The following is a 19,689-nucleotide window of genomic DNA, read 5'->3' as shown; positions in this document are numbered from 1 at the left end:
TAAACGTGTAAGCGTCATATATGATCGTACTGTAGTTTGGGGAATACCCGTATGTATACGTTACCGGTGGCCCGGGAAAGCAACAGGATCCAACAGGAATGCAGTAAGCAGCAGCTTTATAATGTATGCCAAAATCACTGATAACCGGGCCGGATCAGGCAGCGTCGTACCCCATATAAAAAAAGGCCGGTACTTTTTATTAAAAAGAACAGAACGATTACTCGGTAATTTTTTTATAGGTTCTGTAACCATTCATGTCGATCATACATTTTGGAGCGGCGATAGTTAATGTAGCATTGGAAATGTCAATTGTTGAGGAAAGTAGTTCAGCCGGAAAAGGAACGCCAGATGCCTTTGTTTTTTCCGCAGATGCTGCATCTTCAAAAAGGAATGTTTTTTCAAGGGCATTGCTACCGCAGCGGTAATCATACCGTATTTTGTAGGTACCTGCGTAATAGACCGTATCATTTTTTATGCGCTCATATTGTCCGTTCCGGCGAAGGGTAAGAATTTCAGTGGTATCTGTTTTGCGGGGATCTACTCCGCAGGTACCACACACAAATAGCTGGAGTCTCCATACCCCGGCAAATTTTTCATAACTGCTGTTGATCGCTTTTGTAGTATCGGTGAGGTAAGCTGCATCAATGACTACTTTGATACCTGTTTCGGTACGCACACCCGGCTTTTCTTCGGGTTGGGCCTGTTCCTGTGCCGGGTTGCTTTTTTTACAGGCATATAAACCTGCAATGATGAGGCATAATAAATAAAACCTGAATTTCATGCGTTATACTTTTGGATGTATGAAGGTTTGGGTTGGCAATGGGTTGTTGTAAAGAAACAATTGCTGCTGCATTAACGGCAGCCCGCTTTACGGTTGTTTTATAAAATAAATCAATTCTTCCGGATGGCAGCAGGGCGGCCCGCCCAGTACCAGGGAATCCTGGTTGAGCAGCACAATATGGGTGGCACCGTTCATGCCCCATAACGGCTCCTCAGACAGGACGCTTTGCTGGTCGGGAAAATCGAGTTGAATGCCTTCCTGCATACGCAAAAGCTGGTATCTTTTTTTTTCTGTTAAAACACCATCGGGTGATCGTAATTCGAAGATCCCCGAACTGCTAAAATGTAACGTGTAAGGCGCTATTTCAAGACTTCTCAACGGGCCTTTATAAGCACTAAACAGCCAGGTACCCTGAATGGCTTCGGATGCCGGAGGCGCTTTCCTTTCAACTTCCCGGTTTTTTTGGCAGGCAAAGAGTCCTCCAAGGGAAAGCGTGAACAATAAGAGTGGGATCAATCTGAATTTCATTAGTTTTAGTGTTGAATTGTGTATTGTTCGAAGATTAGGATATATATTGATATACAAATATATGATATCTGACCAACCTTTATAGAAGAAATATGAGAGTAATTTTAATGTATCCGGTACTTGCAATGGTCCTTATTGCGGGTTGTAACCGCCATACGGCACCCCTGGTGAGCTCCATGCAAACAGAGGGGCTGCATCATAAATGGAAGATAACGGAACTAAGCGGTTATACGCAGCCGCTTTCCCAAACGGAGCTGGACCTGCGCAATGTATACCACTCTGTGGCGGTGGCGGGTTGTGATACGCTGGCGCTTACACCGCGTTTTGGTCATCATAACCGCGTGGCGCTGGATGGACTGGCATTTTACCCCAACAGGCGCAATTGCAACGATGAGCTGAGTACAGCGCTGAAGGAAAATCTTGCGGCGGCCTACCGGTTCCATATCGCCGGCGGGCAACTGGAGTTGGTTGGCAGGGACGGAGGTCCTCTTTTAAAAGCAGTGATCGCGCCCGAAGACGAAAATGGCAGCATCCGGCGCCGGTGGCAGATCACAAAAATGATCAATGTTAGCTCCGACAGTTTTGCAATGCTGCGCCCGGTGATCGATTTTACCGATCTTTCGGCATCCGGCGCCTTTGTGGGTTGCAATCAACTCCGTTTTGTTACGAACATTACCGCTCCCTTTTCCATTTCCGTTGCCCGGGTTGTTAGCACTAATAAATATTGCAGGGACGCAGCGGGTTATGAGTCGATCATCACCAAAGCGCTGCCACTGATGGCAAAATACCAGGTGATCGGCAACCGGCTGAAGCTGTTTGATAAGGAAGATGTGTTGCTGCTGGAAGGCGTGGCAGATGCCGGCGGGCAAAAAGAGCCTCCGGCTGGCACCTGGGATCCCCTGCGCCGGGAATGGATGCTGAAAAAGCTCGACGGGGTAAACGGAGACCTGGTCATAAAATCGCGCGCTTCGGTTAATCTGACCGATTTTGCGCAAACAAATGGTATGGCGGGATGCAACAGGGCGATGTTTACGACCAGCGCCGGTTCTGGAATGACCATCCGCTTTTCAGCGATCGCAACCACTAAAAAATTCTGTACGGAATTTATGGAAGTGGAGAAACGTTACCTGGACGTATTGCCACGGATCCGTTCTTACGAGATCTCCGGCCATTTTATACAATTTAAAGACGCCGCTGGAAAGATGCTTGCTGAAGGGGTAGCGGCAGACTGGGATTAGGAACGCGCCGCACCCGGCTGCATCGGGGATTTACAAAACTATAACACGTCCCGGCGGCAGCTGTGGAAAATATACCAAATGGATACCCGGGATTTTTGCCAATTTTTCCTACCTTTGCAGCCTTAAATTCCATTCATTCTGTTCCGATACAGCATTTTATTTTGTAAGTTATTGGAAATGAGTAGGATGGATTCTGAAATCAAATAATTTCAACTTTAGAAAAATCATGGCAGATTTAAAATTACAAAGAAACTTTGGTATTGCCGCTCACATTGATGCGGGTAAAACCACTACAACTGAACGTATTTTACGTTACACCGGTATGATTCACAGAACAGGTGAAGTACACGAAGGTGCTGCTACAACCGACTGGATGGAACAGGAAAAAGAACGTGGTATTACCATTACTTCTGCCGCGGTTAGCTGCCAGTGGAACTTTCCTACCGATAAAGGAAAGGCTACTGCAGATACAAAAAAGTATTCATTTAATATTATTGACACCCCCGGACACGTGGACTTTACGGTGGAGGTAGAGCGTTCTATGCGGGTTCTGGATGGTCTGATTGCACTGTTTTCTGCGGTAGACGGGGTAGAACCTCAGTCTGAAACCGTATGGCGCCAGGCAAACCGCTACCGGGTACCCCGTATCGGGTTTGTAAATAAAATGGACCGCCAGGGTGCCGATTTCCTGAACGTGGTAAAACAGGTTCGTGAAATGCTGGGTGCAAAGGCTGTTCCTTTACAGTTACCCATTGGTGCGGAAGATAACTTTAAAGGCGTGGTGGATCTGATCAAAAATACCGGTATTATCTGGGATGATGCTACAGAGGGAATGACCTACACTGAAGTACCGATCCCCGATGATATGAAAGCGGAAGTGGAAGAGTGGAGAGCTGCATTAATTGAAGCCGTAGCTGAATATGATGACCAGCTGATGGAAAAATTCTTTGATGATCCGAATTCTATTTCTGAAGCGGAGATTCACGAAGCGATCCGTAAGGCTTGTATCGATCTGAGCATCGTACCAATGATGTGCGGTTCTTCTTTCAAAAATAAGGGTGTACAAACAGCACTGGATGCGGTTTGCCGTTACCTGCCTTCTCCTGTAGATGTAGAAGCGATCGAAGGTCATGATCCGAACGATCCTGAGAAAGTATTAACCCGGAAGCCCGATGCAAAAGAGCCTTTTGCAGCACTGGCGTTCAAAATCATGACGGATCCGTTTGTAGGACGTCTGGCGTTCTTCCGTTGTTACAGCGGTCACCTGGATGCAGGTTCCTATGTATTGAACGTAAGAAGCGGTAAGAAAGAGCGGATCAGCCGGATCATGAAAATGTTTGCAAACAAACAAAACCCGATCGATTTTATCGAGGCAGGTGATATTGGTGCAGCGGTTGGTTTTAAAGAAATCAAAACAGGGGATACCCTTTGCGACGAGAACCACCCGATTGTTCTGGAAAACATGTTCATTCCCGAGCCGGTGATCTCCGTAGCCGTAGAGCCTAAAACTCAGGCCGACGTTGATAAAATGGGTATGGCTATCGCGAAGCTGGTTGAAGAAGATCCTACATTGCGTGTAAAAACCGACGAAGATACCGGTCAAACGATCTTAAGTGGTATGGGTGAGTTACACCTGGAGATCATCGTAGACCGTATGCGTCGCGAATTTAAAGTAGAAGTAAACCAGGGAGCTCCCCAGGTAGCATATAAAGAAGCATTCAACGCAACAATCGAACACAGGGAAACCCTGAAAAAACAAACCGGTGGTCGTGGTAAGTTTGCGGATATCCAGTTTAGCATAGGTCCTGTAGACGAAGAGTGGAAGAAAGAGAATCCTGACAAAAACTACCAGTTTGTAAACGATATCTTTGGTGGTTCTATCCCAAGGGAATTTGTGCCTGCAATTCAGAAAGGTTTTGAAACCTCAATGAGCAGTGGTGTACTGGCCAGCTACCCCGTAGATAACATGAAGATCCGTGTATTTGACGGAAGCTTCCACGCGGTGGATTCTGACTCTATGTCGTTTGAGCTTTGCGCAAAACAAGGTTTCCGTGAAGCTGCGCGTAAAGCAAAGCCCGTACTGCTGGAACCGATCATGAAGGTAGAAGTAATCACTCCTGAACAATACATGGGTGACGTTACGGGTGACCTGAACCGCCGTCGTGGTATGATGGAAGGAATGGATACCCGTGCGGGTGCCCAGGTAATTAAGGCACAGGTGCCGCTGAGCGAAATGTTCGGATATGTAACGCAGCTGCGTTCATTAACTTCCGGACGTGCATCCAGCACCATGGAGTTCTCGCACTACACTCCGGCTCCTACAAACATTGCCGAGGAAGTGATCGCAAAAGCAAAAGGAAAAGTTACTGCATAATTGCAGCAACCCGATTGAATAAGAAAAACCCTGGCTCCGGCCGGGGTTTTTTTATGCCGGTTGGAAGTATATTGATTTTGGAGTATATTTATTGTAGCAGTTTTTACGGTTGATGGAAATACCCGGGAGATGACGGACTTCCAAAAGCGGTAAGCAAGGCTGGAGCGCCATGTCATGCGGTTAGATGAGACGGTAAAACCGCCGGCATATAAATTTAAATGCAGACAGTACGATAAAATGAAAATTATACAGGAAGACGATGGACGAAAGGGCCGTTTTACGGCGATGAGTGAAGACGCCGTAGCGGGAGAAATGACCTACGTGTGGGCCGGTGATGCTAAATTGATCATCGATCATACCGCTGTGGATCCGCAATTTTCAGGCAGGGGCGTGGGAAAACAACTGTTGATGCAGCTGGTTGCCTTTGCAAGAACGGGGCATATAAAAGTGTTGCCGCTTTGTCCTTTTGCGCGGTCAATGTTTGAAAAAATAAAAGAGATCAGGGATGTGCTGTCTGACTAGGGGATGGGTACTTTAACCGTAATGGTTTGTGAAAAGTTTTGCGTATCACATCTTCCGGTATCAGTATTTTATTATTATCGACCAAAACGGAAAAGAAAAAATCCGCCTCAATCTTTTTATCTTTAATAAAAGAAGGCTTCCATTTCCTGATGTTCATAATGGCAGTATAAATATATTTCTCAAGTATCTTGTCGTTAATGGAGGACGCGACATTCAGACTTAATAGATCTCTTCTGGTCCCGATCTTCAGGCCAACGAGCAACCATTGATTTTTAGAGATTAAAGAACAGGTATCAAATGTCGCCTGTAAGCTGGTAGTAAAAGCCGACAGCGAAAATGCGTCCCTCACAGATGAGCTATAATCACCGGGACAGCTGATACTACTTGCAATTAATTGAAGAATTTCATTGCCATAGTATACAGACAGCCCCGTATTGGGGGCTTCAATATAATCTGTGTTATCGGCCCTTGATTGGATATAGATCCCGTCATTGTATAGCTCTTCAGAGATCGGCTTCATTGCATTGATGTTGGAAAATGACCAGAGGCCGGATCTTTTCCCATTGATCAGATCTCCTTCTGTTTTAAATTTTATACAGGCAGAACGATTGCTGAATTCTGTCTTAAAATGACCGTTTCCGTTTTTTACAACCTGCTTGTTGTCTTCTGTAAACGCCTCCATAACCAGAGGGACGCCATCTTCATAAAAGTATACTTTTTGTGGTATTCCGGTTGGGTAATAAAATCTCCAGGTTCCGATTCTGATACCGTCTTTATATTGCCCCTCTTCTTTTAATTGTCCATTGGAATAATAGTATTTAGCAGGCCCTGTCAGACTGCCATCTTTCGCAGTAGCATCCAGATATACTTTCCCGTTCATGAAATAATCATGAAAGCGACCGGTTACATTAAGGTATAAGGGGTCTAATTTGCCTACCCGGTAATAGTCTGCGCATCGTTTAGTAGATATGCCTCCGAAGCAACTGAAGGAGATCTTAATGCTGTCTGAATGATAGATCTCCATGAAATCACCGATAGTAAAGTTGTCGGGAAGTGAATCTTGCCCACGAGCCTTCGTCGTGGTTAACAGCAACATTATTAAAGCAAACAGAAGTGGTTCCTTCATAAGTTATTGTTTGAATTGTATGATTTCTTTCGCAAAATCGGGAAGGCTGCTGTTATTTACCGGATACTGATTTAATGAAAGGAATATAACAACGATCTGTTTGTTGACAAGCATTGATGCATAGATGGAATAGTTTTCCTCATTTTCGGATTTAAATGTAACAATGGTTCCCGATACCCGTTTATTAAGTATCAGAAATTCCGCCTTCTTTTCTTTAAACTTGTAACCCATCGTTTTCATAAAACCCGAGTAAAATTTTCTTGTAGAAGGAAATCGTCCTTTGTCATAGTAGTTCCACTCAATACTCCAATTCTTACCTTTAACGCTGCGTTTTGTTTCTGCCGTGCAGGTATCGGGGATGGCAATATTTATTGAGCAGAACTCTACAGAGTCGATAATAAATCCTTCCTGGGCTAGCAGGCGCTGATTAAAAAAAAGTAAAATAAGGAATGTAGCTGTTTTGTATATAATCGCCTTCAAAATAACAATTCAGGTTTAGCTTTACGTTACGGTCAGGAGGCAAAAGTAAAAAAAAATACCGATAGCGGGCTATTTAGTTGAATTTAGCGATAAAATTTTGTAGTCCTGGCTATCGATTTGGACCACAGGAAAGGAATCTTGGGAAGCGTTTTTATAGGAAAATTTAATCCATCGTTTGTCAGGATGATGCTATAAAGGCTTCTCTGTTACGGTTGAGGCTACGGTGCCCTTTTGTACTGCTTTTTCGAAGAGCGCTGGTTGTTCTGCAGGACCCGCTTCAAATTTTCGCAAATGTTATACTAACCATAGTGGAGATATCTTCAGCAGCATAGCGATTTTCCCACTTTGATTGAATGGTGAATGGACGAAAGGTTGGATGTGGCGAAAAATTGCATGGTCTCTGCTCTGTCTTGCAGCATGAAAACCAGCAATAAATGTATTATATTTATCAAAAGATATCTGCCATGACCGATATGAATGATCTACAGGCGAGGGTTATTGTCTGTGTAAGATTTGTATTGGATCAAACAGTGCAACTGAGACGGTACCGGTAAAAAGGATCCGGATGCGGGTTTAAACCTTTTATTTGATTATATTGACCCCCAAAAATCTTCGTACGAATATGGGCAAACGAACCAGCCGCTTTAGAAATATAAATATTGTAAGAAAGTTTGTTCACTTTACAGTAGGCCTGTTTACGTATCCTGGTATTGCCATGGCAAACAAACTGCGGATTCATGGTACAGAACATCTGAAAAACCTGCCTCCGAATAACGTATTATTTGTAAGCAATCATCAAACCTATTTCGTGGATGTGATCACGTTCTTCCACATCCTTTCTGCGCATAAATGGGGGAAGAAAGACCGGCTGGGGTTCCCGTATTATTTTTTGAATCCTTATACCCGTGTAAATTATGTTGCGGCCGAGCAAACAATGAAAAGCAGCTGGCTAAGCCGCCTGTTCCTGCTTGCCGGTGGCCTTACCGTAAAGCGTACCTGGAATGAAAGCAGCAATGAAAAACGTACCGGGCTGGATCCCTCCGATACGCGGAAGATTCAGCGGGCTTTAGACAGGAACTGGGTGATTACCTTTCCGCAAGGTACTACAACACCTTATGCGCCGGCAAGAAAAGGAACGGCGCTGATCATTAAACACCATAAACCGATTGTGATTCCGGTGGTCATCAACGGCTTTTCCCGGGCCTTCAATAAAACAGGAATTACGTTAAAGAGAAGAGGAACCTTGCTCACCGTAACGTTTAAGCCGCCTATGAATATCGATTATGATGCATCTGCACAGGAAATTACCAACCAGCTGATGGATGCTATTGAACAAAGCAAACAATATATGCCGGAGGTGTTGCAGCATTGAGCCGTCAGCAACCGGTGATCAGTTTTCAGCAGTCAGCTTTCAGCATCGGCGGTCAATAGTCCACGGACAATAGAACCCCGGGCCGGAAACAAACTGAACCCGGAATGATATGGGAATTTGAAAATCTGAAGGTGCAAAAATGTGAAAATAAGCTACAGGCAACGGCCCATCAAGTATGAAACGGATCTAACCTTGAACTTCAAACCTGAAACTTGAAACCTAGAACCTGAAACCCGAAGGCCTACCGGACCCGGTTCAACCGCAGCCTTCGGGCCATACTGATCAGTGTACCGATCACGGTTATGATTACCCCTCCCCAAAGCAGGTTGATATAAGGGAATTTATAAGCCTTCAATGTAACGTATTCCATAACCGCCGAGGATTCTTTTACGCCGATCTGCGCCACGCTGTTCTTTACATCGTTGAGTTGCAATACCAGGCTCTGCGCCATTACAGTATCCTGCGACTGGAACAAGACCTGCCCCTTGCCTTTGATTAAGAGAAGGTCTGACTGATAAGAAGGGCCGTTGATGGATTGTACTTTAAGAGAGGCGGTATAGCCGGTATCGGAACGGTCAAAGTTTTGCAGCGGAAGATTATCTTTTCCAACCAGCTTTTCCAATGTAATAAACCCACGGCTGTAATAGATGGTGTCGCCCACTTTTTTTGTACTGATGGCAAACTGGGCGGTGTCTTTATTTTTACTGGGATCGGGCAGGGCCGATACATAGGTAAATACATCATGATCCCAGTAATGCCTTGCCGAAGGATTGGCCATGAGCCCTTCATTACCCTTATAATTAATAAAAGCATTCGGGTGTAGGGTAAAACTGTCTGAATCAGACCTGAAACGGATCTTGAAATAGGTAAGCGCCTTTTTAGGATGGGCAGAATCACCTTCATAAGTGACCTTATATTTACCCATCGTCATGGGAACGCCTTTTACAAGCGTGAGGTTCTCTCCCGAAATCTCTTTACTTTCCTTGCCGAAATCAATGGAGATACCGCTGGTATTGTGCGACAGTACTTCCTTTTTACCTGAAGATAGCAAGATCCCTACCAGCACCAGCCCGAAGCCAAAATGCGCAATGGAACCGCCGCTGTTTTTGACGTTTCCTTTCAGACTGGAAAACATATACAGGATGTTGGCAACAACAGCGTATACCCCAGCTACCAGTGCAATCCAGATATTGATGAGAAAGCCCAGGCCTTCTTTGTCGTAATTGATCTTTACCACCAAAAGAATAAAGGTGGCGATTACCGCACTGATAAAGGTGGGTACTGCAATCTTCTTTAAGAAGATATTGCCGGGTGTGCTTTTATACCGGAAGTATTGCGCGATTGCTGTAAGAATACCAATGATGATGGCCACCAGTACCTGGATCTGGTTATAAGCAAATTCATTGTTCTCCCCGGGAGCCGTGTTAAGCTTATACAGCTTATTGAATACCGGCAAGGATGTTTGAAAAATAATGATCAATGCGGAAAGGAACAATACCAGGGCGCCGATAAACATCCAGAATTCGCGGGAACTGGCGCTCTCTTCCTTTTTTACTGCCGGCACCTGCTTGTTCATAAGAACAATAAAGGTGATGATTCCGGAAAGGATCACATAGAGCGGGAAGCCGGGGATGATCTCTGCAAGAAAATAAGTGCTTACGGAAAGCGCGGCGGTTGTAAGCGCGATGATGGCCCGCTGCCGGTTGGTAGTGGCTGCTACAAAAGGCATCAGCCATACAAATACCAGCAGGAACAAAAACAGCTGGCCGTTCATTCCGATATCGGCAAAGGCATGTACCGATGCTTCACCGAGGACACCGCTCTTAGTAAGGAACGTGGAATACAGTACGAAGAGGAATTCCAATCCAAAAAATATAAAGGTGGCCCGCAGGGAAAAACCGGTATGTTTAAAAACCAGCAGGGTATGCACGCCCGCTACCAGTATCAGCCAGGGTACAAGAGAGGCATTCTCTACCGGATCCCAGGCCCAGTAACCGCCGAAGTTCAGCGATTCATAAGCCCATTTGGCACCCATCATAATGCCGAGTCCGAAAATTGCAACAGAGAACAAGGCCCAGGGCAGGGCTTTATGGATCCATTCTTTTGTTTTGCCGGTCCATAATCCCGCCATCGCGTAGGCAAACGGGAAGAGCGTGGAGGCAAATCCAAGGAACAATACCGGCGGATGAATGGTCATCCAATAATTCTGAAGGAGCGGGTTCAGATCGTTTCCGTCTTTGATCAGGGTCATATAATCCGGTCGTATCGGATTGGCGATGTCAAAGCCCACATGCATCACGGGCGCATTGTCCAGCACCCCGGAATTCCTCAAAAGGATAAATGGATTTGATCCGATCTTTACATCAAAAATATATACACCCAGGATCATAGTAGCCAGGAAGAACTGGGCAAAACTAACGATCATCATTACCGGGGCTTCCCATTCCTTGTCTTTCCGGATTACAATGAGTCCCAGGATGCAGTGCCAGATGGTCCACAGCAGGGTACTACCTTCCTGACCTTCCCAAAAAGCGCTCAGGATGTATTTTAATTCGAGCGACCGGCTGCTGTGTTGCCAGGCGTATTTGTATTCAAACAGATGATGATAGAGGATATGCAGCAGCGCCGCAAAAATGATAAAGACGGCAGCTGCTTCAAGGAAGAATGCACCACGCGCCAGCTTCAACCAGGATTTCCGGTCTTCCGGAATCGTAACTTTTGTGGCTTTAAAATAAGCAAAGCTGGCTACCAGGGATGCAACAAGGGATACGATTACAAAGAAATGTCCTACTTGTCCGGGTAATAAATCCTCTCCGATATAATTCATTCGTTTCTATTGTTTATCCGCTATTGCAGAAGAAGGGGCATTATTATATGTAGTTTTTGTGTCTCCCTGTGGAACGTGTTTGGAGGGGTCCTGGTCTTTGTACTTACTGGGGCATTTGGTTTGTATACTCTGGCATTCAAACACGTTGCCGCTATACTTCCCCTTCATAACCAGGCGCTCACTCAGTTCAAAATTCTCCGGTTTGGGATTGTGGTATACCACGTTTATTTTTTGTCCCAGGCTATCGATAGCGGTAAACGCCAGAAAATTCGGGTTTTTAATCGCATCATATTCCAGCGGCTCCGTTTTATCCCATTTGGCCATCAGGTGAACAAATTTGCCCGGTTTGGCTTTGGCCGTTGCCACAGTGTCGTAGGTGGTGGTGGTCTTTAAAAAGCTTGCCAGAACTGCAATGGCCCCCGCCACCAGTATCAGTAAGATGATATGAATTTTTTTCATTACCGGGATTTAAAATTTTGGCAAAGGTACATCAAATACCCCTCTTTTTTTACAGTAACATTACAATTGGGGAATTGTTGCAGCAACGTTAAAAAATATCGAATTATAGCTTCCAGCGCCATGAAATGCGTGTGCCAAGAAGCCTCCAGACCTTTTTGCAGTTCAAATATAACCGCGATATCCGTAAGGCAGGGGGGTGGGTCCGAATATCTTCGTGTGCTTTACAAAGCTTTGTGCGTTCCGGTGGTTCAAGCAAACCGCAAAGCCGCTGTATTTCAACGCTTCTGAGGCTGCCCCCGGTACACCGGCAGCAAAATGGTTATAAAATACTAATTTTGTAATATGGAAAATAGTGTAATAGAAGCGGCACCGGTGATCCTTACGGAAGGTGCTGTAAAAGAAATAAAAAGGCTGATGGATGCTCCTGATTTTGACGCCAGCCAACACCTGCGGCTGGGAGTAAAAGGCGGCGGGTGCTCCGGCCTTAGCTATATGCTTGGTTTTGATCAAAAAGAAGCAAACGACCGGGAATTTGAAGTAGAAGGAATTCCCTGCATCATTAATAAGGCGCATGAAATATATCTGGCGGGTATGGAGGTTGATTGGTCCGAAGGCCTGAACAACCGTGGATTTACCTTTTCGAACCCGAATGCTTCCAGCACCTGCGGTTGCGGAACCAGTTTTGCTGTTTAAACCCATCACATGCCCCCCATACATTATGAAGCCTGCCCTGTTTGCAGTGGCACGCAGATCCGCCCGGTTTTTTTAGTAAAGGATTACACCGTAAGCGGAGAAGTATTTCCCGTTGAAGAATGCAGTTCCTGCGCACTCCGGTTTACCCAGGATGTTCCGGATCAGGCGTCCATAGGACCATACTACAAATCGGAGGATTATATCTCCCATTCCAATACGCATAAGGGATTGGTAAGCCGGATGTACCAAATGGTGCGCAGCCGTACGATGCGGCAGAAAGCGGCGCTTGTGGAGCGGTATGCGCAAAAGCGTAACGGCCGTTTGCTGGACCTTGGCTGCGGAACCGGTACTTTTTTGCATACCATGAAAAACAGGGGCTGGGAGGTTGCAGGTCTGGAGCCGGATGCCGGCGCCCGCGATATGGCCCAACAACTTTATAACCTCGATATTGCTCCATCTCATGAATTATACCAGCTGGAGGAAGCACAATTTGATGCCATTACGCTCTGGCATGTGCTGGAGCATGTGCACGAGTTGCACGCATATATGGCGCAATTGAAAAGGATATTGAAACCGGATGGTGTGCTGCTGATTGCCGTTCCGAATTATACAAGCCGCGACGCCGATATTTACGAGCAGTACTGGGCGGCCTATGACGTACCCCGGCACCTGTATCATTTTTCGCCAAAGGCAATGGGCGTGCTTACAGAACGGCACGGGCTTCATATCAAAAAAATGTTGCCGATGTGGTTCGACAGTTTTTATGTAAGCCTGCTGAGCAGCAAATACAAATATGGCAAAACCCAGTATGTTGGAGCAGGCTTGCACGGATTGTCTTCTAATGTCAATGCTACACGCAATACAAAGGAATGCAGCTCGGTGATCTACGTAATCCGGAAAGAGGGATAGGCCGTAAAAACACGAAAGCTCAAAGTAGCACAGAGCGCTATTTCGTTATTTCCCTTACCGCCCGGATATAAGTATTAAGAAAACGCATACCGCATGGCAGGCCGTTGGGCTTGTTGCACTTTGTTTCCCTGCACCCAACGTGCAGGCCTAATTCCCAAACTGCACCTCGTACAGCTCCGGCCATTTTTTTCCGGTGATATAGATCTTTTTACTGCCAGGATCGTATGCAATACCATTTGGAACATCCGCAGCGGAGTCGATCTGTTTTACGCGGTCCCATATAGCCGTTACATCAATCTTGCCCGCAACAATGCCGCTGGCCGGATCAATTTTAAAGATGAAAGGATAGGTCCACCGGTTGGCATATACATATCCGTCGATAAACTCCAGCTCATTGATCGAATCCAGGAAATTGCCATCCAGTGTTACGGATTGTGTTCTTAACAGTTTAAAGCTGGAGGGATCATAGAAATAAAGGTTGCTGGTGCCGTCGCTTACGATCAGTTCTTTTCCATCGGTCGTAATACCCCAGCCTTCGGTATTGATCGGGAATTCTTTTACCTTTTTCATATTCGGAAGGGTATAAACAAATACAACTTTCTCTCTCCAGGTAAGCTGGTAAACCGTATCGTTGAGGATGGTGATTCCTTCTCCAAAGTATTTGGTATCCAGACGGACGGTCTTTTCCGCTTTTCCGGTTTGCAGGTTTACCCTCAGCAATTCGGATGCCCTTCCTTCGGGCGCATAATCCGATCCGCCCGTTCCTTCATAGAGTTGTCCTTTATGAATCACCAGTCCCTGAGTAAATGAACCGGTATCATGCGGATAGGTGTTTACAACGGCAATTCCAATGCTTTTTACATTGCTTACCGCCGGCACTTCCGGCGCGGGCGCAGGTGTTTTGTTATCCCCGTTACAGGACAGGAGTAGCGTTGTAAAAATAACCGGTGCTAAAAAAAGAGATCTTTTTATCATAATGACTGATTTATGGCCCCCTCCGGAGGCGGATGCAAAAATAAAGAAACTTATAAAGAATGGACGACGCTGTTCCAAGGTTTAACAGGAACGCTGGCTTTAAAATGGGCAATTGCCTGTAATGAATTATTCGCTATTTAATTCGGTATTTTAAGAATAATATTCTGTTTTTTGATTTTATTCAGAATATTATTAAATTTGATGCATGCGTGTAAAAGAAATTAACCTGGATGAAACGGACCTGGCCATTCTGCGGCTTCTGCAGGAGGATGCCCGGATCACGAATGTGGCGCTGGCCGGCCAATTAAAAATGGCGCCTTCGGCTACACTGGAGCGGGTACGGAAACTGGAAGAAAAAGGAATGATAAAGGGATACAGCGCTATTGTAGATCCGCTGTGGATTGATAAGGACCTGCTGGTGTTTATTTTTATTAAAACAAAGGATAGTTTCGCAGATGATAAGTCGGCCCGCTTGTTAGCGGCGATTCCCCAGGTAATGGAAGTTCATCATATTGCGGGGGACGACTGTTATCTGATAAAGGCCCGGGTTTCCGGTCCAACGGAGCTGATGGAGCTTAAGCGCTCGCGCTTCAGTAAAATATCCAATATCATCTCCATGCGAACCACCATTGTGCTGGAAACGGTAAAAGAATCTTCTCACATTTCAATCGACTGATTTTATGACTCAGAAAAAAGCACCCTCTGTTTTGCTGGTGGTGCTGGCATTTGCAGCAGTATATATTATTTGGGGATCCACTTATTTCTTTATTGAGCGCGCGGTAAAGTTTATTCCGCCCATGTTGCTCGGTGGACTTCGCTTTGTTACCGCTGGTATATTGATGCTGGCATGGGTGGGTTTAAAGGGAGAGAAGGTCTGGAACCGTTCGGCTATCCTGCATTCCGTTATCAGCGGAATATTGATGCTGTTTGTAGGTAATGGGGCCGTGATCTGGGCAGAGCAATATCTTCACAGTTCTTTTGTGGCTATTTTTCTGGCCTCAGCTCCGATCTGGTTCCTGGTATTTGATAAACCCAACTGGGCGGATAATTTTACCAACCGGTATACGCTCCTGGGGGTATCCATCGGATTGCTGGGCGTTATTGCATTGTTTTATGAGAAGATAACGGGGGATAACAGCAAGCAGGGGCTGGTACCGCTGCTGGCGATTTTTATCGGAAACATCGGATGGGTGCTGGGCTCCCTGTATTCAAAATACAAAGTAAAGGAGGTGTCTCCTTCGGTAAATTCTGCCTGGCAGATTTTTTCCGCCGGTATCGTGTTTTTTATCATCGGTTTTGCTAACGGAAGTATTGCCAAGGTAAACTGGTCTTCTGTTCCGGCTGAGGGATGGGGCGCGTTGTTATACCTGATTTTCTTCGGATCAATTATTGGCTACAGTGCCTATGTATTTCTGCTGAGTGTACGGAGCGCGGCCCAGGTAAGCAGTTATGCCTATGTAAACCCGCTGGTGGCGGTGTTATTGGGTGTGCTGATTAATGGAGACCATCTTACAACCCTGCAACTTGCAGGCCTGGTTATTATTTTAGGGAGTGTGTTTTTTACCAATCTTGCAAAAAAAGAGCGGGAAAAGAAGGCCGCCAGGGAAGCGTTGGGAGAAAAAAGAACACCGGTACAGGCCTCAGAAAAAGAAGGTGTACTGTGCAATGACGCCGGCCCGGATGAACAGGAGCGCAGCCGGTAACAGCGCATCAACGCGGTTGCATGTCCCTGACCAGGGCAGCCCACTTTTCTATAATGTGTTCGGGAGCATAACGCGCCATAGATAAATGGGCATTGGTACCCATTTGTTGCCGGGTTTCCGGCTGGCTGATCAGTACTTCCAGTTGTTGTTGCAGCGCTGCGGAGTCGGTTGCCAAAAAGCCATTCTCACCATGCCGGATCAGTTCGTTAACGCCCGAACAGCTGCGAAGGCCGATACTGGGTAAGCCTGCGGCCATGGCTTCCGTTAACGCCAGTGGGAATCCTTCAAATTTACTGGGGAAAATAAAGATATCTGCCTGTTTTAATGTTTCCATCGGGTTGTCGGTAAACCCCTCCAGGAAAATCCGGTTTTGCAATCCCTCCCTTTCCACAAGATCACGCAATACGCTTTCGTCGGGCCCTGTTCCCCAAAAATAAAGATCCCATTGGGGATATTTTTGTGCGATTCCCGAAAAAACCGCTATCGATAAATCCTGCTGTTTACAACTCATGACGAGTGAGGCGATACTTACGATTTTGTACCGCGCTTTTTTCATCAAAAGGTTGGCGCGGTTTGCGGCGGTAACCTGGGGAACAGGATTGGGTATCGTAACACATTTTCCGGTGAACGTATCCGGAATAACGGACTGATAGCTATCGAACAATATTTGCATGGCGGCCAGGTGCCCGTATGCAGCTTTGAGACAATGCATCTCCAGGGCGCTCCGGTACCAAAGCTGGTTTGAATAGTCGTAGTCCGGACGGCCGTTGGTGGAATTGACGATGGGGATCGTGTAGGTGTTTTCATACGTGATTTCCAGCACCGAACTTAACGACATCGTGATGATCAGATCAGGTGCAGTTGCGTCTATAAACTGCTTCCAGGCCCTGGCCCGGTGCCGGAGGTTGAATAGATAAAGTCCGTCTTTTCCGTTTGTGTTTTTATAAAGGAAGTGGTTGAACAGTTTGTCTCTTTTTTTCCGGATCTTTCCGGCGATCCAGCGTAACGGATGCTTCCCGGGATAGTTCCATAGCCGGCGGGGATGCTTCTGGATGATTTCCGGGGAATAGATATTGGTGACTTTTACGTTGGGATGGCGTACGTAAACCGCGGTTCCGGTAACATTTTCACAGGTGGCAATTTCCACTGCATGGCCTGTACCTGCAAAATGATCCGCTAAGAAGGCACAGATCTTTTCTGTTCCTCCCTGACCGTTAATAAATCCTTGATGTTGTATCAGCAAGAGTTTCATGGCCTGTATTTTTCGGCAACTGCTTTTCTTGTTTTTCTTCTTAACTGCGTGAACGGAATGAATCGTATCAGAAACAGGTAAAACGCCCGGCGCCTTTTTTTCCGGATGCAATAGCTGCGATAGAATGCTTCGAAACGGGCCGGGTTTTGTATACTAAGAAAATAGCGGAAAGGTTTGCTGAGCTGCTTCTTTTCCGATTTTGTGAGCGTGGGCAGCACCACCCGGCTCATGAATGTGATGATCAGGTCGTGAAGATAATTTTTTTGTTCCGGGGTAAACGGCATTCCCAGGTAACGTAATTCGAAGGGCTCATGCTGGATAAAGCGGGCCAGGTGCAGGGTGTGCGAGGGAAGTAGCTGGTGACGGGTATAAAATGCCTCCAAAATCTGCAGCCACGAAGGGATCTGCCGGATCACCGTCCAGCAATTATCATTGATCTGTTTGGTGTTTTGATGGGCATGATGCCGGTAGTGATAAATGCCCTGGGGATTTGATCCCACCTTTGTTGTAAATGCGAGTAACTGATGGGAGAATAAACCATCTTCACAGGGTTGAAGGCGGGCCGGGAACCGGATCTCCGGGTACTGCTTTAAAAAATCCATGCGGATCATCTGCGCACAGGTAGGCAATGAAGTGAAATGCGGGCCCCGCTTGCAGTACGGTGCTCCGATAACGGTGATGTCATTATTTCCTCTCTCTGCGGTTTCAAGTGAAGTTTTAACGAATTCCCGGTCCAGCGTGTCATCCGAATCCATAAAGAAAACATAGGCCCCGGTAGCACGAAGTAACCCGTTATTACGGGCTATGGAAACACCGCAGTTTTCCTGGTTGATGAATTGTACCCGCGGATCCTGTTGCAAATAAGCCTGGCAAACGGAGGCCGAACCGTCTGTACTGCCGTCATTTACCAAAATCAGCTCGAGGTCTTTAAAGCTTTGATCAAGGACGCTCTGGATCGCTTCTCCTAAAAAAGCGGCTACATTATACACCGGCATAATTACCGATACCGTTATCTTTTCAGGAAGGGTTGTCATTCAGAAATGCATCTTTTGGGTTTTGGTCTGCAAGAACTGCTCTGGCAAAAATAGGGGTTACTTTATATTCAATGTACTGTTCAGTTCTGATTTTTTGAGCGAAAATTCCCGGTATTTGAACTGGCCTGTTTTGTAACCAATAACAGCACCGAAATCAATGGTTTTATCATCGCTCATCATGGGGAACACGGCAGACCGGTAAACGTTTTGTGTAACCATGGCACGCGGCAACACGGCAAAATTAACCCCGTCCTTGGAATATGCAAGGAACAACGCGTCGGCCGTATATTTCCCTACATCGCCGGTGGCCAGGCAAAGAAAATAAAAGCCGTCAATGTACGTGGCCTGTAAGTGCCAGGGTGCATACCTGGGATTGATATCTTTCCAGGGGGTGTTTATAAAATTTACGATCTTGCTTTTTTTAAAAAGGCTAAAATTCAACCCGTCGGTTGAGGTCCGTTGAATTACATAGGAGGGTTCTGCTCCCGAAAAAACTTTCCCGCCCCGGTTCAGCTCAACCTCGTAGCTGCAAAATGTATTCCCTGCTTTTATAAATGAAGGCGAGAGTAAATGATCATTCTTAGGGGTATAGGGTGGGTTGCTGGAGTACACCACTTCCAATGGTGTCCAATGTACGCCGTCTGTGGAAGTTTGACGTACAATTGTCCTTTGTGCACTTTGCTTTAATTTTTCATTGTTGTTTTGGCTTTTAGCACCTCTTTTTTTCAGCGCCTGGGCGGTAATGAAACTGCCCCTGTAGTAGAGGTAAAACGTATTGTCGGTAAAGAGCCAGTCCACATCCGACCAGAAACCTTGTTTGTGTTCCTTTTTATTTTCCAGGAAACTTTCCTGGATGGAGGGTGTAAGGGCCAACGGATTTTTTATGCCTGCCGGTTCTGTCCAGTTCATACCGTCATTGGAAACCACAACAGTAGGATTCTCAAATCGTTTTGAGTGCTGCGCCGTACCCACAGATCCAAAATAGGGGGTAAAGACCATCCAGTATTTGTACCCCTTATATCCTTCGGGGAAGTACTGCACATCCGGGTGGCAGTACCCGTCATTGGGTTTTGAAATACTCCTGATAAAGGAAGGAACGGCCATCCCGTTATAGTTTCCATTGGCCATGGCCGAAATATTGATTTCTCCGATATCCGTTGTATAGTCTGGCAGTTCAGTATAGTGATGATTCACCATTGCCAGGGGAACATCCTCGGCATATAAAACCTCGTCTTCCTTGTTACAGGCCAGTGTTATTGATATTCCTGAAATCAATAACCAAAAAAAGCATTTTGGCATAAGCAATTAATTACCCCAGTGGTTAAGTATAAACGAATATACGACCAAATTCGATTCTCAGGGATGCCGGCGAATATTTTCCCGGAAAAAAACAGATTTCAAATTTTAAATCAAAAT

The 19,689-nt window shown here is 46.0% G+C and carries 18 protein-coding genes; 8 read left to right on the top strand and 10 right to left on the bottom strand.

The features are described 5' to 3' along the window. Window positions 1-217: 217 nt before the first annotated feature. On the bottom strand, window positions 218-781 hold the full coding sequence (locus LQ567_RS06170) for a hypothetical protein (protein ID WP_231003249.1): 564 nt from the start codon (window positions 779-781) through the stop codon (window positions 218-220). 87 nt (window positions 782-868) lie between these two features. Then, entirely contained in the window at window positions 869-1,309 is a 441-nt protein-coding gene (locus LQ567_RS06165) for a hypothetical protein (protein ID WP_231003247.1), read from the bottom strand. A 92-nt stretch (window positions 1,310-1,401) separates the two neighbouring features. On the opposite strand from LQ567_RS06165, the gene LQ567_RS06160 reads away from it, so the two are divergent. From LQ567_RS06160 to LQ567_RS06150, 3 genes are all read left to right on the top strand, one after another. Next, the gene (locus tag LQ567_RS06160; protein ID WP_231003244.1) at window positions 1,402-2,547 is read left to right on the top strand and encodes an META domain-containing protein; all 1,146 of its coding nucleotides are present in this window, start codon (window positions 1,402-1,404) and stop codon (window positions 2,545-2,547) included. A 226-nt stretch (window positions 2,548-2,773) separates the two neighbouring features. After that, window positions 2,774-4,921: an elongation factor G gene (fusA, locus tag LQ567_RS06155; RefSeq protein ID WP_231003243.1), complete on the top strand. Its 2,148-nt coding sequence runs from the start codon at window positions 2,774-2,776 to the stop codon at window positions 4,919-4,921. A gap of 237 nt (window positions 4,922-5,158) precedes the next feature. Next, window positions 5,159-5,443 (top strand): GNAT family N-acetyltransferase, encoded by a 285-nt coding sequence (locus LQ567_RS06150; RefSeq protein WP_231003241.1) that lies wholly within the window; start codon window positions 5,159-5,161, stop codon window positions 5,441-5,443. On the opposite strand, the gene LQ567_RS06145 is transcribed toward LQ567_RS06150, so the two are convergent. After that, entirely contained in the window at window positions 5,421-6,569 is a 1,149-nt protein-coding gene (locus LQ567_RS06145) for a toxin-antitoxin system YwqK family antitoxin (protein ID WP_231003239.1), read from the bottom strand. The genes LQ567_RS06150 and LQ567_RS06145 overlap by 23 nt on opposite strands. Window positions 6,570-6,572: 3 nt before the next feature. Beyond that, entirely contained in the window at window positions 6,573-7,049 is a 477-nt protein-coding gene (locus LQ567_RS06140; RefSeq protein WP_231003238.1) for a hypothetical protein, read from the bottom strand. Window positions 7,050-7,671: 622 nt separating this feature from the next. On the opposite strand from LQ567_RS06140, the gene LQ567_RS06135 reads away from it, so the two are divergent. Further along, a complete protein-coding gene (locus LQ567_RS06135; protein ID WP_231003237.1) occupies window positions 7,672-8,421 on the top strand; it encodes a lysophospholipid acyltransferase family protein in 750 nt (249 codons plus the stop codon). Between the two features lie 241 nt (window positions 8,422-8,662). Here the strand turns inward: LQ567_RS06135 and ccsA are convergent, their stop codons facing one another. Together ccsA and LQ567_RS06125 are read right to left on the bottom strand one after the other, a co-directional pair. After that, window positions 8,663-11,248 (bottom strand): cytochrome c biogenesis protein CcsA, encoded by a 2,586-nt coding sequence (ccsA, locus tag LQ567_RS06130; RefSeq protein WP_231003236.1) that lies wholly within the window; start codon window positions 11,246-11,248, stop codon window positions 8,663-8,665. A gap of 6 nt (window positions 11,249-11,254) precedes the next feature. After that, entirely contained in the window at window positions 11,255-11,707 is a 453-nt protein-coding gene (locus LQ567_RS06125; protein WP_231003235.1) for a cytochrome c maturation protein CcmE domain-containing protein, read from the bottom strand. Window positions 11,708-12,049: 342 nt separating this feature from the next. On the opposite strand from LQ567_RS06125, the gene LQ567_RS06120 reads away from it, so the two are divergent. Both LQ567_RS06120 and LQ567_RS06115 read left to right on the top strand, forming a co-directional pair. Next, window positions 12,050-12,400, top strand: coding sequence for a HesB/IscA family protein (locus LQ567_RS06120; RefSeq protein WP_231003234.1), 351 nt, complete (start codon window positions 12,050-12,052; stop codon window positions 12,398-12,400). A 9-nt stretch (window positions 12,401-12,409) separates the two neighbouring features. After that, window positions 12,410-13,309, top strand: a complete 900-nt coding sequence (locus LQ567_RS06115; protein ID WP_231003233.1) for a class I SAM-dependent methyltransferase — start codon at window positions 12,410-12,412, stop codon at window positions 13,307-13,309. Between the two features lie 147 nt (window positions 13,310-13,456). Here the strand turns inward: LQ567_RS06115 and LQ567_RS06110 are convergent, their stop codons facing one another. Beyond that, the gene (locus LQ567_RS06110) at window positions 13,457-14,284 is read right to left on the bottom strand and encodes a glutaminyl-peptide cyclotransferase (protein WP_231003232.1); all 828 of its coding nucleotides are present in this window, start codon (window positions 14,282-14,284) and stop codon (window positions 13,457-13,459) included. Window positions 14,285-14,489: 205 nt separating this feature from the next. On the opposite strand from LQ567_RS06110, the gene LQ567_RS06105 reads away from it, so the two are divergent. After that, complete coding sequence (locus tag LQ567_RS06105; protein WP_231003231.1) at window positions 14,490-14,960, top strand: Lrp/AsnC family transcriptional regulator; 471 nt, start codon at window positions 14,490-14,492, stop codon at window positions 14,958-14,960. Between the two features lie 4 nt (window positions 14,961-14,964). Further along, window positions 14,965-15,987 (top strand): EamA family transporter, encoded by a 1,023-nt coding sequence (locus tag LQ567_RS06100; protein ID WP_231003230.1) that lies wholly within the window; start codon window positions 14,965-14,967, stop codon window positions 15,985-15,987. Between the two features lie 7 nt (window positions 15,988-15,994). Here the strand turns inward: LQ567_RS06100 and LQ567_RS06095 are convergent, their stop codons facing one another. From LQ567_RS06095 to LQ567_RS06085, 3 genes are read right to left on the bottom strand one after another with little or no spacing between them, the layout of a single operon-like run. Beyond that, on the bottom strand, window positions 15,995-17,239 hold the full coding sequence (locus LQ567_RS06095; protein WP_231003229.1) for a glycosyltransferase: 1,245 nt from the start codon (window positions 17,237-17,239) through the stop codon (window positions 15,995-15,997). After that, window positions 17,236-18,273, bottom strand: a complete 1,038-nt coding sequence (locus LQ567_RS06090; protein WP_231003228.1) for a glycosyltransferase family 2 protein — start codon at window positions 18,271-18,273, stop codon at window positions 17,236-17,238. The genes LQ567_RS06095 and LQ567_RS06090 overlap by 4 nt, the downstream gene beginning before the upstream one ends. Before the next feature lie 57 nt (window positions 18,274-18,330). Further along, the gene (locus tag LQ567_RS06085; RefSeq protein ID WP_231003227.1) at window positions 18,331-19,572 is read right to left on the bottom strand and encodes a hypothetical protein; all 1,242 of its coding nucleotides are present in this window, start codon (window positions 19,570-19,572) and stop codon (window positions 18,331-18,333) included. Window positions 19,573-19,689: the final 117 nt, after the last annotated feature.

The organism is Niabella pedocola (genome assembly GCF_021044425.1).
In the GTDB taxonomy this organism is placed as follows: domain Bacteria; phylum Bacteroidota; class Bacteroidia; order Chitinophagales; family Chitinophagaceae; genus Niabella; species Niabella pedocola.
The sequence above is the reverse complement of the archived record's forward strand: the minus strand, read 5'-3'. Positions and strand labels throughout refer to the sequence as shown.

Coding starts and splice junctions, on each gene's coding strand:
- LQ567_RS06170 (WP_231003249.1), bottom strand. CDS start 781: ATGAAATTCAGGTTTTATTTATTATGCCTCATCATTGCAGGTTTATAT.
- LQ567_RS06165 (WP_231003247.1), bottom strand. CDS start 1,309: ATGAAATTCAGATTGATCCCACTCTTATTGTTCACGCTTTCCCTTGGA.
- LQ567_RS06160 (WP_231003244.1), top strand. CDS start 1,402: ATGAGAGTAATTTTAATGTATCCGGTACTTGCAATGGTCCTTATTGCG.
- fusA (WP_231003243.1), top strand. CDS start 2,774: ATGGCAGATTTAAAATTACAAAGAAACTTTGGTATTGCCGCTCACATT.
- LQ567_RS06150 (WP_231003241.1), top strand. CDS start 5,159: ATGAAAATTATACAGGAAGACGATGGACGAAAGGGCCGTTTTACGGCG.
- LQ567_RS06145 (WP_231003239.1), bottom strand. CDS start 6,569: ATGAAGGAACCACTTCTGTTTGCTTTAATAATGTTGCTGTTAACCACG.
- LQ567_RS06135 (WP_231003237.1), top strand. CDS start 7,672: ATGGGCAAACGAACCAGCCGCTTTAGAAATATAAATATTGTAAGAAAG.
- ccsA (WP_231003236.1), bottom strand. CDS start 11,248: ATGAATTATATCGGAGAGGATTTATTACCCGGACAAGTAGGACATTTC.
- LQ567_RS06125 (WP_231003235.1), bottom strand. CDS start 11,707: ATGAAAAAAATTCATATCATCTTACTGATACTGGTGGCGGGGGCCATT.
- LQ567_RS06120 (WP_231003234.1), top strand. CDS start 12,050: ATGGAAAATAGTGTAATAGAAGCGGCACCGGTGATCCTTACGGAAGGT.
- LQ567_RS06115 (WP_231003233.1), top strand. CDS start 12,410: ATGCCCCCCATACATTATGAAGCCTGCCCTGTTTGCAGTGGCACGCAG.
- LQ567_RS06110 (WP_231003232.1), bottom strand. CDS start 14,284: ATGATAAAAAGATCTCTTTTTTTAGCACCGGTTATTTTTACAACGCTA.
- LQ567_RS06105 (WP_231003231.1), top strand. CDS start 14,490: ATGCGTGTAAAAGAAATTAACCTGGATGAAACGGACCTGGCCATTCTG.
- LQ567_RS06100 (WP_231003230.1), top strand. CDS start 14,965: ATGACTCAGAAAAAAGCACCCTCTGTTTTGCTGGTGGTGCTGGCATTT.
- LQ567_RS06095 (WP_231003229.1), bottom strand. CDS start 17,239: ATGAAACTCTTGCTGATACAACATCAAGGATTTATTAACGGTCAGGGA.
- LQ567_RS06090 (WP_231003228.1), bottom strand. CDS start 18,273: ATGACAACCCTTCCTGAAAAGATAACGGTATCGGTAATTATGCCGGTG.
- LQ567_RS06085 (WP_231003227.1), bottom strand. CDS start 19,572: ATGCCAAAATGCTTTTTTTGGTTATTGATTTCAGGAATATCAATAACA.